Source organism: Methanobrevibacter cuticularis, assembly GCF_001639285.1.
GTDB lineage: Archaea > Methanobacteriota > Methanobacteria > Methanobacteriales > Methanobacteriaceae > Methanobaculum > Methanobaculum cuticulare.
In genome coordinates this window covers 1-14,918 of record NZ_LWMW01000044.1, presented here as the reverse complement: position 1 = coordinate 14,918, position 14,918 = coordinate 1, and the positions used below count along the sequence as shown (strand labels likewise).

At 26.1% G+C, this 14,918-nt stretch carries 16 protein-coding genes and 2 tRNA genes; 9 read left to right on the top strand and 9 right to left on the bottom strand.

From position 1 onward, the window contains the following. Positions 1-448: 448 nt before the first annotated feature. A complete protein-coding gene (locus MBCUT_RS01240; protein WP_067257767.1) occupies positions 449-745 on the bottom strand; it encodes a DUF2098 family protein in 297 nt (98 codons plus the stop codon). Between the two features lie 179 nt (positions 746-924). Then, positions 925-1,170 (bottom strand): PRC-barrel domain-containing protein, encoded by a 246-nt coding sequence (locus MBCUT_RS01235; protein ID WP_067257764.1) that lies wholly within the window; start codon positions 1,168-1,170, stop codon positions 925-927. Positions 1,171-1,329: 159 nt separating this feature from the next. On the opposite strand from MBCUT_RS01235, the gene MBCUT_RS01230 reads away from it, so the two are divergent. The 5 genes from MBCUT_RS01230 to MBCUT_RS01210 all read left to right on the top strand — a co-directional run bounded on the left by MBCUT_RS01230 (position 1,330) and on the right by MBCUT_RS01210 (position 6,271). After that, a complete protein-coding gene (locus tag MBCUT_RS01230) occupies positions 1,330-3,282 on the top strand; it encodes a tRNA uridine(34) 5-carboxymethylaminomethyl modification radical SAM/GNAT enzyme Elp3 (protein ID WP_067257761.1) in 1,953 nt (650 codons plus the stop codon). A 228-nt stretch (positions 3,283-3,510) separates the two neighbouring features. Then, positions 3,511-4,203: a deoxyribose-phosphate aldolase gene (gene deoC / locus MBCUT_RS01225; RefSeq protein ID WP_067257757.1), complete on the top strand. Its 693-nt coding sequence runs from the start codon at positions 3,511-3,513 to the stop codon at positions 4,201-4,203. A 364-nt stretch (positions 4,204-4,567) separates the two neighbouring features. Then, on the top strand, positions 4,568-4,921 hold the full coding sequence (locus tag MBCUT_RS01220) for a hypothetical protein (RefSeq protein WP_067257754.1): 354 nt from the start codon (positions 4,568-4,570) through the stop codon (positions 4,919-4,921). A gap of 250 nt (positions 4,922-5,171) precedes the next feature. Next, positions 5,172-5,402 carry a hypothetical protein gene (locus MBCUT_RS01215; RefSeq protein WP_067257751.1) on the top strand — a complete coding sequence of 77 codons (231 nt, stop codon included), beginning with the start codon at positions 5,172-5,174 and terminating at the stop codon, positions 5,400-5,402. 650 nt (positions 5,403-6,052) lie between these two features. Continuing rightward, on the top strand, positions 6,053-6,271 hold the full coding sequence (locus tag MBCUT_RS01210) for a PRC-barrel domain-containing protein (protein WP_067257748.1): 219 nt from the start codon (positions 6,053-6,055) through the stop codon (positions 6,269-6,271). A gap of 286 nt (positions 6,272-6,557) precedes the next feature. On the opposite strand, the gene MBCUT_RS01205 is transcribed toward MBCUT_RS01210, so the two are convergent. From MBCUT_RS01205 to MBCUT_RS01195, 3 genes are all read right to left on the bottom strand, one after another. Continuing rightward, positions 6,558-6,630: transfer RNA gene (locus tag MBCUT_RS01205), tRNA-Phe, on the bottom strand. Between the two features lie 3 nt (positions 6,631-6,633). Beyond that, positions 6,634-6,705 (bottom strand) — tRNA-Val (locus MBCUT_RS01200). A 237-nt stretch (positions 6,706-6,942) separates the two neighbouring features. Further along, positions 6,943-7,143: a histone family protein gene (locus MBCUT_RS01195; protein WP_067257745.1), complete on the bottom strand. Its 201-nt coding sequence runs from the start codon at positions 7,141-7,143 to the stop codon at positions 6,943-6,945. 527 nt (positions 7,144-7,670) lie between these two features. Between MBCUT_RS01195 and cofH the strand changes: the two genes are divergently transcribed. After that, positions 7,671-8,786 carry a 5-amino-6-(D-ribitylamino)uracil--L-tyrosine 4-hydroxyphenyl transferase CofH gene (gene cofH, locus MBCUT_RS01190; RefSeq protein ID WP_067257742.1) on the top strand — a complete coding sequence of 372 codons (1,116 nt, stop codon included), beginning with the start codon at positions 7,671-7,673 and terminating at the stop codon, positions 8,784-8,786. Positions 8,787-9,009: 223 nt separating this feature from the next. On the opposite strand, the gene MBCUT_RS01185 is transcribed toward cofH, so the two are convergent. The 4 genes from MBCUT_RS01185 to MBCUT_RS01170 form a co-directional block, all read right to left on the bottom strand. Next, on the bottom strand, positions 9,010-10,320 hold the full coding sequence (locus MBCUT_RS01185; protein WP_067257739.1) for a tRNA (N(6)-L-threonylcarbamoyladenosine(37)-C(2))-methylthiotransferase: 1,311 nt from the start codon (positions 10,318-10,320) through the stop codon (positions 9,010-9,012). Positions 10,321-10,581: 261 nt separating this feature from the next. Continuing rightward, positions 10,582-11,220, bottom strand: coding sequence for an HVO_0476 family zinc finger protein (locus MBCUT_RS01180; protein ID WP_067257736.1), 639 nt, complete (start codon positions 11,218-11,220; stop codon positions 10,582-10,584). A 341-nt stretch (positions 11,221-11,561) separates the two neighbouring features. Continuing rightward, complete coding sequence (locus MBCUT_RS01175; RefSeq protein WP_067257732.1) at positions 11,562-12,977, bottom strand: MATE family efflux transporter; 1,416 nt, start codon at positions 12,975-12,977, stop codon at positions 11,562-11,564. Between the two features lie 187 nt (positions 12,978-13,164). Then, on the bottom strand, positions 13,165-13,641 hold the full coding sequence (locus MBCUT_RS01170; RefSeq protein WP_067257729.1) for a MarR family winged helix-turn-helix transcriptional regulator: 477 nt from the start codon (positions 13,639-13,641) through the stop codon (positions 13,165-13,167). Positions 13,642-13,933: 292 nt separating this feature from the next. On the opposite strand from MBCUT_RS01170, the gene MBCUT_RS01165 reads away from it, so the two are divergent. From MBCUT_RS01165 to MBCUT_RS01160, 3 genes are all read left to right on the top strand, one after another. Further along, the gene (locus MBCUT_RS01165; protein WP_067257726.1) at positions 13,934-14,158 is read left to right on the top strand and encodes a PRC-barrel domain-containing protein; all 225 of its coding nucleotides are present in this window, start codon (positions 13,934-13,936) and stop codon (positions 14,156-14,158) included. A 52-nt stretch (positions 14,159-14,210) separates the two neighbouring features. After that, positions 14,211-14,366, top strand: coding sequence for a hypothetical protein (locus tag MBCUT_RS10695; protein ID WP_157082422.1), 156 nt, complete (start codon positions 14,211-14,213; stop codon positions 14,364-14,366). 245 nt (positions 14,367-14,611) lie between these two features. After that, on the top strand, positions 14,612-14,918 hold a 307-nt coding region (locus MBCUT_RS01160; RefSeq protein WP_169805350.1), incomplete at its 3' end, for a helix-turn-helix domain-containing protein.

Below are 14,918 nucleotides of genomic sequence, written 5' to 3'. Positions count from 1 at the left end.
CCTATAATTTTTTTATCTAACTATTATCAATAATAATAAATTGTTCTCAATAGAAATTTACTACTTACAATTATTACTTTCAACTAACAATAAGACTATTTATAACAAACATTATAAATATTCCCATCTGCCTATTATACGTGATGACTATAATTAAATAGCTACTAGAATTTATAACAGATAAATTACTATAAATGAATTTTATAGAATTTCTAAGAAAAAATAATACAAATAAATGATTGCTATGATTATAAAAGTAAAGAACTAATATGAAAATCAATAATATGAAGTAAAAATTTGAATTGATTATAATTTGAATTTAAAAAGAATTATAAATAAGAAAAACATATCCAAGATAAATATTAAAAGAAATATTAAAATAAATATCATTATAAATATTAAAAGAAATGTCTAATAATGAATATGAGAATAATAAAGAGTTAGAAGGTTAACCTCCTCCTTCTGCACCACCTGAACCTAAAGAAACATTTTCAAAATTATCAGAGTTGTTTTTGGTTTCAGTATTATTTTTCGGGACATATCTATTTTTAATTTTTTCAATGTTCTTTTCATTCACAGTTTCGATGAATTTAGAAGAATACCACAAATTAGGATTTTCCAATTTTACCCAAGACTCTTCATCTTCTTTTTTAGTATCAACTACTTTACCAATAGTTCCAGTACCAACATACCTAATATAAGAACCTATTTCAACTAATTTCCCTCTAGCATCCTTAATTTCCATAATAACACCATTACTAATGAAAAAGATGTGATATATAATTTTTTGTAAAAACTAAATAATTTAATTTAATCAAATAGTCTATCTTATAAAATCAATACCATCAATAATAGTTAATTAACAATCTAATTTGAAATCAATAAATAACCTCAATAATAGTTAATTAACAATCTAATCCGACTTCAGTCTTCAGTTTTATCTTTATTATCCCTATCAATATTTATCTTCAATAAAACATAATCTCCAATACTCTGAATATTATCATAGTGGATCATTACTTCATCATGAGATAAAATATTTTTCTTCAAGGAAATAGCTATTTTGTCAATTCTTCCATTTACAGAATTAAAATCAACATCAGTTACTTTTCCTATATCATTTGCATCCATGTCTAATACTTGCATCCCTAATAACTTCTTAATTCTCATTTTAATATCCTCAGTAAAATATATAAATAATACTATCTTTAACTATTTCATGATTAGACTATACATAACATGATAAAATTTATGTATTCGAAAATATATATAATTATCTATATTTTGTTTACAAATAAATTGAAATAATAAACTAAGGAGATTAAATCTATGGAGAAAGCATGCCGGTTAATAATTGATGATATTATAGATAAAAAAATAAAATCTCGGCATGAATTAGAAAAAGCTAAAAGACAAATTTGTAGAGATTTCAATTTATTAAAATTCATGAGTAATTCTGATATATTAAAATATACGAGTTCTGATGAAAGAGACATAGTAGCCAATATAGTAAGAAAAAAACCAACGAGAACCATCTCTGGAGTAGCTATTGTAGCTGTTATGTGTCATCCTCACAAATGTCCTCATGGAAGATGTTTCTATTGTCCTGAAAGTGAGTTAGCTCCACCAAGTTACACTGGAGAGGAACCAGCAGCACTAAGAGCTCGAATGTTTAATTTTGATCCTTACACCCAATGTTACAATAGATTGAATCAGCTAAATGCAGTGGGACATCCTGTAGATAAAGTTGAATTAATAATAATGGGAGGAACTTTTCCTTCAAGAGAGTTATCATATCAACAATGGTTCATATCTCAATGTATAAAAGCAATGATTGATTTTGGATTAAATTTAGAAGATATTAATACTGGAGCAAAGTTAGAAAATGTTAATACTGGATTAAATTTAGAAAATGTTAATACCAAACTAAATTTAAAAAATGTTAATACTGGATTAAATTTAGAAAATGTTAATACCAGACTAAATTTAAAAAATGTTAATACTGGATTAAATTTAGAAAATGTTAATACCAGAGTAAATTTAGAAGATATTAGTATTAATTCAAACCCAAAGAATAATGATTCAAAATTAAATAATTCAATAACTAATAACCCAAAAACAAGAAAAACTAATACAAACTCAGAACTATCTAAAATCACTAATAAAAAGGACATTGATACAAAAATATCAAAAAATCTTCTAAAAATTTACCCCCCCAATGATTATGTCTTACTTGAAGATGTTCAAAGAGTTAATGAGAATTCAAAGATAAGATGTATAGGAATGACATTTGAAACACGCCCAGATTACTGTAAAATCGAAGATGTTGATAGAATGCTCAATATGGGAGTTACAAGAGTTGAATTAGGTGTTCAAACGACATACGATTTTATTTATAAGCGAATGGAGAGAGGCCACACAGTTCATGATGTAATCAATGCAAATAAAATTTTAAGAGATTCTGGAATAAAAGTAGCTATGCACCTTATTCCGGGGTTGATAAACAATCCAGATATGGATTTAAGAATGTTCAAAAGAGTATTCCGAGATGAATCCTTTAAACCAGATATGTTAAAAATATATCCTTGCCTTGTGACAAAGGGGAGTAAGCTCTATGACCTATGGAAAGAAGGAAAGTATAAACCTTATGAAGATGAAGAAGCTATTGATTTAATTGTAAAAATAAAAAAAATACTTCCAAAATGGGTTAGAACTATGCGAATCCAAAGAGACATCCCTACGCCATTAATAGAAGCAGGTGTACAAAAATCAAATCTTGGAGAGTTGGTTTACAATAAATTAGATAAAGAAGGTGTAAAATGCCAATGTATAAGATGTAGAGAAATAGGTCATAAAATAAACAAATCAGAAGACATATCAAAAATTAATGTGGATGATTTCAAGCTATTTAAAGAGAAATACTCAGCTACAAAAGGGAAAGAAATATTTTTATCATTTGAAGATGAGATGGAAGAAACTTTAGCTGGTTTTCTTAGATTGAGATTACCCTCAAAAGAAGCCCATAGAAAAGAAGTGGATGAGAAAACAGCTATTGTAAGAGAACTTCATGTTTATGGCAAAATGATAAAAATAGGATCAAAAGGAAAATCTGCAGGTCAACATGCTGGCTTTGGTGAAAAATTGCTTTCAAATGCTGAAGAAATAGCTATTAAAAATAATAAAGACAAATTATTGATAATTAGTGGAATTGGTGCTAGAAATTACTATCGCAAGTTTGGTTATGAAAGAGAAGGACCATATATGGCTAAAAAACTGAATTAAAGATAAAATAATCATAAAGAATTGTCCTGTACTAATAATACCAATTAATAATAAGAATAATGAGAATAATAATAATAATAAGTATTACTAATAATAAAAATAATGATACTACTAACTATTACTATTAATAAAAATAATGATACTACTAACTATTACTAATAATAAGAATATTACTAATGAAAATTAGAAAATAAATAATGAACTATAAATGAATTAAAAGTGATTGTTATGAATAAAATAAGATCATCTGAAGAATTAGCAAATACTATAGATTACACTAATTTAAGTAATATTGCTAAAAAAGAGGATATTGAAAAACTTTGTAATCATGCAAAACATTATGGATTTTATTCTGTTGTTGTATCTCCTTATTATGTAAAATATGCAAAAGATCTTCTAAAGGATAGCTCTGTTAAAATTTGTACAGTTATAGGATTTCCATTAGGTTTTGTTAATTCTGAAATAAAAGTTAAAGAAGCTGAAATAGCAGTTAAAAATCATGCCGATGAATTGGATATGGTCATGAATATAGAAGCTATGAAATCAGAAGATTATGACACAATTAAAGAAGAAATTGAAACTGTTAAAAAAGTAACTAATGATAAAATACTAAAAGTTATTATTGAAGCAGAACTTTTAAATGATGAGGAAATAGTTCGTATTTGTGAAATAGTAAGTGCTGCGAAGGCAGATTTTATAAAAACCTCTACAGGATCATCTGGTCTAAGTCCAAAAGCAGCTAACATTAATCTAATTCGTAAAACTGCCCCTAATATAAAAATAAAAGCGTCAGGTGGAATAAAAGATTATAAAACAACCATAAGACTGTTAGCTGCAGGTGCAAATAGAATAGGAACCTCTTCTGGAGATTTAATCATAGAAGAGTATAAAAGAATCTATGAAAAACAATTAGTAGACTAACATAGAAATTAAAAATAGCTAAAGCTATTCTGACATAATAATCATAAATAATCACCATAACATTAGCAATCATAAATACTGACTACAAATAACCAATAAAATGTGATTGTATTTCTAAGATACCTTTTAATAAAATAATATTTCTAAAATACTCTTTAATAAAATAATATTTCTAAAACACTCTTTAATAAAATAATATTTCTAAAACACTCTTTAATAAAATAATATTTCTAAAACACTCTTTAATAAAATAATATTTCTAAAACACTCTTTAATAAAATAATATTGCTAAAACACTCTTTAATAAAATAATATTGCTAAAACACTCTTTAATAAAATAATATTGCTAAATGATGGTGAAAAAATGGATCATGCCGAACTAACTTATGAAATATGTTATGAAAACAAAAAAGTGGTTGAAATGCATATAATTGAAACCAAATCAAATAAGCCTAATTTAATATATTTCAAAGAGTATCGAAATCTTTTTGAAAATGATGAATGGCAAACCATAAAACTAATTGAAGGAGAATTAATTCCCTTAGTGAATCAATTAGATGAAGTCGATAGAAAAACACCAATAAACAATTACGAAACATTCAGAGAAAACTTAAATAAGATATGGGAAACCTATAAATTAGAAAAAGAAGCTTTAAAATTAGATAAAGGAGAAATAAAGGATATGGGAGATCAAATAACGATTACAAGAGTAAACTAATTTAATTTTTATTCTTTGACAATAAAAGCATCAACTAACTTTTAAATAGATAAAAATAGATGCATTATCCTTAAAACACCCAATAACTAAATCTCTTCTTTAACAGCATAATGAGAATAATTTAGTTAATAATTCTCATATTTTCTACCTCTTTTCGTAAAATTATCAAAATGTCAACTTACATGAGAAAAACTATTAATGTTATTAAAAACATAACAGCTAGTAATTAAAATAAGTGGATGAGATAAAAATGTTTTTAAAAAGAATTGAAGTAGTCTATAAAAATAGTACATTGAATTTCATTATTGGAAGCCCTATGGAAACTATCACTAGTGATGTTAAAATGAAACCAGACCCAGATAAGATTGTAAAAACTGTTGAATTAACTAATGACATGATTAAAATTGAGTATGGAAATAATGAAGTGACTTGGTTACCTATAAATAATGTCATAGAACTACATTTTAAAAAAGAAAGTTAAATTTCTGTTTAATTATTACTATTTTTAGTTTTTTTCTTTTATGGTACTGGAAAAAAATTTTCAAAATTATAACATAAGTATACTATTGAGGCTTGAATATCTTTAAAATTAGCTATTTAATGAATTAATATAATCATAAAATTAACTCTAGAGTTAAATTCAATTTGAAAAGTTTTATCCAACACTACATTCATATTTTATTTAAAATATCTAGAGTTAAATTCAATTTGAAAAGTTTTATCCAATACTACATTCATATTTTATTTAAAGTAAATAATTCAATTATGATTATATAAATATTTTTATAAAAGAATATTCTTGTTATTTTCATGATGTTATTATGGGTTAAATGATTTAGAAATACTTATTTTTTCTTTTTTATTCATTTATAAATATTTATATGGTATTCACATATGCTAATGATCTAGATATTTATAATATTTTTTCCTTTAATTGATTTTTTTGTAATATTAGAAATGTTGCAGTTGTAATCAGTTACATCCTTTATAATTATTATAAATGAAAAATTAAATAAAAAGAAATTCTTTATAAAAATCTTTTATAAAAACTTCTCATTCCTGGTGAAAATTTAAATAAGATAAAATAGTAATGTAATATTCACATTTTTGGAAAAGCTGAGGTGAATTAAAATGAAAGCAAATACATTAATAGGTATGAAGATTATTGATACTAGAGGTAACAATTTAGGCAAAGTTGATAATCTTGAGATCGATGAACATACAGGTCTAATTGAAAGCATTGATGTGAAAGAAAAAACAGATAAACTAGCATCCGAAGATAATCCAATTTCTTTTAGTGAAATAGATAACATAGTAGATAGTGTTCTAGTAAACCTCGATAAAGACTAATCTTTTCTTAAAAAACATGCAAAATTTTTTTATATTCCTTCTTATATTTCTTTTTATATTTCTTTTTATATTATTCGCATGATATTGAGCTTATTTCTTTAATTATCATATTTTTATAAAATTTCCAATAGATATTACTGGATAAAGCTTATCAAAATTATAATGTTTTTGATAATAATTTTCTAAATAAAGAGTGGAAAAAAAAGAATTCTATTTCTAAATATAATTTATAATTAAAGAATAAATTAAAAATAAAATAAATAATATTGAAAAACAAGTAATTGTATGCCGTGGGCCGGACTTGAACCAGCGACATCTAGATCTTCAGTCTAGCGTTCTCCCAACTGAACTACCACGGCAAATGGACCGGACGAGATTCGAACTCGTGATCACCTCCGTGTCAGGGAGGTATCATACCCCTAGACCACCGGTCCTATACACCTTCTAAGATATAGTTTAATTAATATATAACCTTTTCCATTTATTGGTAATTATAGGTTAATAGCTATGATTGAAAAACTACGTGGAATATAGAATGATGGCTATAAAATGATTAAAATCTTTAAATAGAATAGCTAATTTATACAAAACAGAATAATGAAATTTTAAATGTAATAACTATTTAATAAAAAAAGAAAATTGGCCAGAATAGGCCAATAGTTCAAAACTTCTTATTTGATAGCTAATTTGATGTCTTCAGCTTTCACAGTTTTTCTACCGGCATGGCGAGCATAATCAACAGCTTTTTTAGCTAATGCTTCACCTTGTTCTTCTAGTGCTTCTGCTAATGCAATTTTTGCGTCATCACTAATTCTTTGTGCACCGGCATTTTTTAATATTCGACCTACAGGTGCAATTGGTAATTCACTCATATTTTCACCTCCAATTTAATGTTGTTCGATATGGTATATAAAGCTATCGGTTTAAATCTCTTACAATATTGTATAATTTAAAATTAATCATTAAATTATTATAAATTTATAATGTATAAATTTTTAAAGTAGTGGTTGCTAATTAAAGAAAATTTGATGTTAAATTAGAAAAATAAATAATTTAAACTACTAAAAAATTTAGGTCTTAAAATATTAAAAATTCTTTATTTTAGTAAATCTACATTAAAAACGCACAAATTATATTAATAAAAAATTATTGCATCTTAAAAAATATTTTAACATTAAACAATCAATATTTCACATAAAATAAAGAATAATACTATTAATTCTAAAATTAAGGGTCAAATACACAATAAAAACTATAATAAAAAGCATACAATTAATTTCAAAATTAAAATCTCTATAAATGAATCTTAAAACAATCTAATAAGAAACAGTGAAATAAAAAAAATATCTAGCAATATAAATCGAAAATTTTAATATTAAGATTTAAAAATAATAATATTATGTTTCCCAATCCAAATATAACTGAAAGAACTAAAAAAATTTTAGAAAATAGTCTTGATAATCCTATTTCCAAAGAAGATGCATTATACTTGATGAATGTAAAAGGTAAAGAGATCAATGCATTAATAGCTACTGCAGATATGGTAAGGGAAAAAGTAGTTGGGAATAATGTAACTTTTATTGAAAATTGGAATATAAACTTCACGAATATATGTTCTGGGAATTGTGGTTTCTGTGCCTTCAAAAGAGATCAAAAAGATGATGATGCATTCTTTTTAGATGTGGAAGAAGTAGCTAAAATAGGAAAGCATGCTTACGATAATGGAGCAAAAGAATTATGTATCCAAGGAGGATTACATAAGGATGTAGATATATACTTCTATGAAGACATCTTAAAAGCTGTAAAATCAGAATGCCCCAATGTTCATATACATGCATTTTCACCGATGGAACTATATTACGGATCAAAAAAAGCTGAACTTCCTTTAGAAGAATCATTAAAAATATTAAAAAAGGCAGGACTTGGAACCACCCCAGGAACTGCAGCAGAAATCCTAAATAATGATGTTAGGAAGATAATATGCCCTGGAAAGCTAACTGTAGAAGAATGGAAAGATGTTGTGTCTACTGCACATAAAATAGGAATTAAAACAACAGCTACCATGATGTATGGACATATTGAAACATTAGAAGATAGAATTAATCATTTAAATATAATAAGAGAAATTCAAAAGGAAACCAAAGGATTTACAGAATTCGTACCCCTCACATTTATGCATGAAAAAGCTCCAATATTCTTAAAAGGAAAATCAAACCCCGGAACCACAGGAACTGAAGATTTAAAAGTCTATGCAATAGCCAGACTAATGTTCCATAACTATCTCGAAAACATCCAAGTGTCTTGGGTGAAATTAGGGTTTAAATTTGCACAGATAGGATTGATATCTGGTGCAAATGATCTAGGAGGAACTTTAGGAGAGGAAAACATCTCCAAATCTGCAGGAGCTTCACATGGAGTAAGAACAGAAATTAACAAACTAAAACATTTAGCCGAAGATTTAGGCCGAACACCTGCAATTCGAGATACAAAATATGAAAACATATCAAAACTGTAATAAAATTAAAAATAATACACTACATTATTGATAATTAAAAAATCATACCTAATAAAAATAAAAAAATCATACACAATACAAATAAAAACCATCATACCTAATAAAAATAAAAAAATCATACACAATACAAATAAAAAAATCATACACAATACAAATAAAAACCATCATACCAATAAAAATAAAAAAAAGTCTAAAAATAAAAAAAATATCTGAAAAATGATAATTAGTCTATTTTAATTCCTTTTAAGTATGTACTTGTGGTTTCTGTGATTTTAACTTTAATAAAAGTCCCGATTTCTGCATCTTCCACAACTACGGGGATGTAAAAATTTGTTTTAGCTATGAAGCCTCCTTTAGATCCTTCCTCAACAACTAAAGCATCTTGGATTGATCCAATGAGTTTTCTATTTTCTTCTTCAGTTATCTTTGATTTGATATCTGTTAGATCTTTAGATCTTTTCTTCATAATTTTATATGGAATTTCAGGAAGTGTGGAAGAGCTTGCTCCTTCCCTATGTTTATATTTAGATAGATGTATGAGTCCTGGTTTAATCTCTTCCAAAAGTTCTGATGTTTTATTAAAATCATCATCATCTTCTGTAGGATAACCCACAATTATATCAGTAGCTATTGTCAATTCAGGAATTCCTTCTTTAAATCTTTTAACAATATGCTTATATTCATCTATGTCATGTTCTCGTCTCATATCTTGAAGTACCTTATTACTACCACTTTGAATAGGTAAATGAATGAATTTATAAACATTTGGAAGATTAATAGCTTTAATTAAATTATCAAGATCATTACCAATGTTTTTAGGGTGCATCATTCCAACACGAACTCTAAAATTTCCATCTAAGGTAGCTATTTCTCGTATAAGATCTGACAATTTCTCTTTTGTATCCTTTCCAAAGGCAGCAGTATCTTGAGCAGTGAGTTGAATTTCAACACAGCCCTCAGCTATTGCTTCACTGGCTTCTTTTTTGATATCTTCAATAGAATAGCTATTAAGAGGCCCTCTTGCAAATCGAGTACAACAATAGCTACAAGTTCCTAAGCATCCCTCACAAATCTGTATTATATGAATAAAAGGATCAAACCTAATTTTAGGAACTCCTACTTTCGAATCTCTAGTAAATCCACATTCTCTCGAAATTTGTCCATTGAGAGTAGATCTAACAACATCAGGAGCGTGATTAAGTTTATGAGGTCCTATCCAACTTGCAGCTGGAGCTATTTTATCCAATTTTTTTGGATCAATTTCAACCATACATCCACTAACGATTATTTTCTTATCAGGAAATTGTTCATTCAGTTTCTGTATTTTATTAGTAACTTTATTTTCAGTTGGTTGTTTTACATAACACGTGTTCACAATAGCTACATCAGCTTCTTCAATAGTACCTACTACTTCAATATCATTTTCGATTAATGATCCAGCTATTATTTGAGAATCTGCTTTATTAAAAGTGCAACCATAAGTTTCAATAAATACTTTTGATGATGATTTATTGTTTTTATTTAGATTTGACATAAAATTCAATCATATTATTAATCATAATTCTTATATTAACTTAGTTAATAATTAAATTTAAAAATTAAGCTCATAGTAAATTATCTAATTATTAAAAATTAGAAATTTCTTGAAGATATCTTAAAAATATTTCTTGAAGATATCTTAAAAATATTTCTTGGAGATAGCTTAAAAATATTTCTTGGAGATAGCTTAAAAATATTTCTTGGAGATAGCTTAAAAATAATTCATCTTTAAAAATTAGATTTAAAGAATAAAAACTTATTTTTTATATGCTGTTATTTTCTTATAAACTATATTAGCAGTTAAATCATAGTCATAATTCTTTAAGTTGACAGGATTTCCATAAACCCTTTTTATAACTGAAGATTTAGCAAAACCTTTTTTTAAGATTCTTTCTAAGGTTTTTATTGCATATATTCTGATTATTTTATCATCTACCTTTAAAATATCATCCACTGCGAATTTTGAATCTCTATCAACATCAACTTTATAAGAATCAACATCCCCTGAAAAATCAACAGATATTCCTACACGAGCAGGGATTTCCATAGAAGATGCCCAAATTGTTGAAACATCTTTAGCAATAGCTGAATCCACTCTTTTACCATCTTTCAGTTCTAAAGATTTGATTTCAACTTGTCCTAAATCAGACAACAGAATATTATCCTTAGATAATTTTTCATCGCTATAAAGATCTATGAAAGTTTTCTTGGATTTTTCATGTTCACTTATAATTAAACGATAGCTAACTGGTTTATTAGCTATTATAGAATCTTTAAAGACAAAATCACAATTTTTACATTTTAATAACAGTTCATTAACTTCTTTAGTTTTTGATGGTACTGTTTTTGATTTCAAAGTCTCTGTAGAATCGCATCCACACATTGGACAGTTCATTTTTCATACCTCATAACTAAATTATGATCTTACATAAATAAATAGTTGATGAATTTTATAATTATTTTTAAAAAAATGGAAATAAAATAAATATTGATGATAAAAAAATAACACGATAAAAATAAAAAAAAGAACTAAAAGCTTTCTAATATTATTTAAAATGTTAAAAATTTAAAATCTAGCTTAAAAAGAGATATAATATTAAAATAAGGTAGATCTTAAATTAAAAAAAATGAAAAATCATTCTTATTGAATATTGTTTACAACATAATATTAAAATAAGGTAGATCTTAAATTAAAAAAAATGAAAAATCATTCTTATTGAATATTATTTACAAAATTTAATTAATATCACTAATCACGTCATTTTTGTCATTTCGAAGTGAATTCATTCCTAGTAATTTATTTAGATAAATTTTAACCCATATATAACTAATTGTGACTCCAATGACTCCTCCAAGATTTAACCCCCACCATACTCCAATTACACCCATATTGAATACTATGGCAAATAAATATGAAAAAATGCTTATAAATATAAGAGAATGTAATAGAATCATTATAAAAGAGCTTAATCCTTTTCCAACTCCTTGGAAAGTTGATGTTGGAATTAACCCAATTGGAATTGTAATAAAGAATATTGTCATGATTCTAAGAAAATCTACAATTCCTGGTATCAAATGTACATTAGCCTCAGTATAAGCAAATGTTAAAGCTATTTGTTCTGCAAAAACAAATACTATAATACTGATAATTATGGCAAAGATTAATCCTAATTTAATAGCATAATTAAATCCTTCAGACATTTTAGCATAATTTTTAGCACCAAAACCTGCACCTATAACTGTTAAAACAGCAGTTCCTAATCCTAGATGAGGAATAAGTGCCATTAATAAAATTCTCCATCCTGCAGTGAAAATTGCGACGCCATAATTACCAGCAACGATAGCTAGGATTAAATTTAGAATCATGGATAATACAGACATTATTAAAGTAGATGCTGAAGCAGGTAAACCTACATTTAATAGATCACTCATTATTTTGTTACTATAATTAAAAGCTTTTTTACTAAATGATAAATATGTATTTTTTTGAATAAACAGCCAATACGCAATTATAATACAAGATATTAACGCTGATAATATTGTTGCCCATGCTGCTCCTGCCATACCCATATTTAAACTATAAATAAATATTGGATCAATAACAATGTTTAAAATTGCTGTTATTGCCATAGCATACATAGCACGATTAACATCTCCTTCAGCTCTTAACACACTTGCTCCAACATTAGAAAATAAAAATACAAATAATCCAATGAACACTATGTATCCATATTCCAGTGCTAAATCTATTGAGTCTCCTGCACCCATAAGTAATAGTAAATCTTTTAATGAAATATATAATACAATCATTAATATTATTGAAATTACTATTGTTAGTAAGATTGAATGTATTGCTGCATTGTCTGCTTTTTTCTTGTTCCTTGCACCTATATATCTCGCAATCAAAGAATTAGCTCCTGCTCCAAGTCCACTTCCTAAACCTACAACAATCATGAATAGTGGTGTTGCAAATCCTAATGCTGCTAATGCTTCTGTCCCTAGTCCAGCTACCCATATTCCATCAGCCAAGTTGTATGCCATTGTAAGAAACATAGCTATCATCATTGGCCAAGCTAATTTTCTAATTGCTCTTTTAGGATCTCCTGTAATTAATGCAATATTAGTATGATTCTCATTTTCATAATTATCCATTCTTTTATCTCTCCATAATTAATAGTAAATTAACTCTTTTATAATCAAAAATATCATAATAATCCCATAAATACCAAAAAAATCAAAATAATCCAAGAAAAATCAAAATAATCCAAGAAAAATCAAAATAATTCGAGAAAAATCAAAATAATCTTAAATATTATAATAATTTTACATATCAATAATTTTACATATCAGAACATTTTTGAATTATTTCAATAGACTTCAATGAGAATGATTTAGCTAATTCCATAACTTTCTCTTTTTGTAAATCAGTTAAGCCTTCTAAAATTGAATCTTCCCATTCTTTATTTAATTTTTCAATATTTAATGCAATTTCTCTACCTGAAGGTGTGAAATAGATGATATATTTTCTTCTGTTGTCATCCAATCTCTTTCTTTTAACTATTCCTTCTTTTTCCAACCTTTTTAATGCAATGGCTACAGTTCCTTTATCTACAAATAAATCTTCAGCAAAATCATTTTGTGAAATATTTTGTTTTTTGAGCAAATGTAAGATAAAAGGAATTTGACCTGCTGTAAGATTAAATTCTTCTAATATATGATTCAAATATACATTGTGAGTTCGATATATGATAGATATTAGAGCAGCCAATGGATATTCAAAAGAAGAATCTTCACCAAAATTTTTAATAGAATCCATAAATCTCTCCCCATTATAGCTAATAAAAATCAATTAAAAAGATAATTGATTTCATAATATATTAATTAATTAATTCTATATAAATGTTGTGAATACAACTATTGCATTTACAACGATGAAAATTAATGAAAATTGTTTCTTTATATATAATAAGTTATCATATTTGGTTAAAATTTATATATTTTAAGATAGTAATGTAATACTCACGTTTTCAATGAAAATATTCAGTTGACTAAAAAGGAATGATATTCAAATTATTAGATCTTTGAAGAGAAAAAAAGAGGTGATTAAGATGAGAGTAATAGATTTAATAGGTAAAATTGTTGTTGATAGAGAAGGTAATACAATAGGTCTAGTTGAGGATATTGATATTGATGAAAAACAGGGTTATATTAAGAAAGTTGATATAGATTTAAATCCAAAGCTTTTTTCTAAAGAAAAGAAATCAATCAACTTTGATCAGATACAAGACATATCATATAGTGTATTGTTACATAATATCATAGATTTAGGTTAATTAATAATAGAAAATAAGTCAAACTCATATTCCAATTAAAGGGGGTGAATTAATGGCAGATTATGAATGTGGTGATCAACCTGGAGATGGTCTTTATCAATGTGATGGTTGTGGTGAAGTAGTTGATATAACTGATTCTAGCATTACTCTTGCACCATGCAGCTCGTGTGGTTGCTGTAGTTGGTTAGATCGTTGTAGTGAAGACTAAAAAAATTTATAAGTTATCTATCTTTATATTTTTCTATTTTTTATTTTTAATAAAACTTCAATTATTAGTTTTTAAAAAATGAAATATTTTTGAGGTCAATGAATAAAATATACTATACTTACCATATAATAATTTTAATCAAATTGATATAATTCTTAATAAAATATATAGTTTAAATCGAAAAGTTTAAAAGTAATGTGAAGTAAATTATTTTTATGGTAAATAAAATACAAAAAAGAGTTAAAATGTGTGTTAAGAAAAGTTGTTTGAATAAAATTATTAGTAGGCATCAGCAAGAAGCTGATGTTTTAAAAAAGTTGATTTTTATTCGATTTTTGTACAATGGAAAAAGCGTTGATGAAGCAGTAGAATTGATGGAAATTTCATTATCTACTGGGCATAGATGGTTAGATGAGTGGAATGAGGGAGGATATGAAAATTTATATCCAAAATACAAGAATGGTGGGATAAAAGCTAAATTAACTGAAGAAGAGTTTAAAAAACTAGATGAAATAATGATTAATGAAAGTTTCTTGAGCACTCGTAAAATTC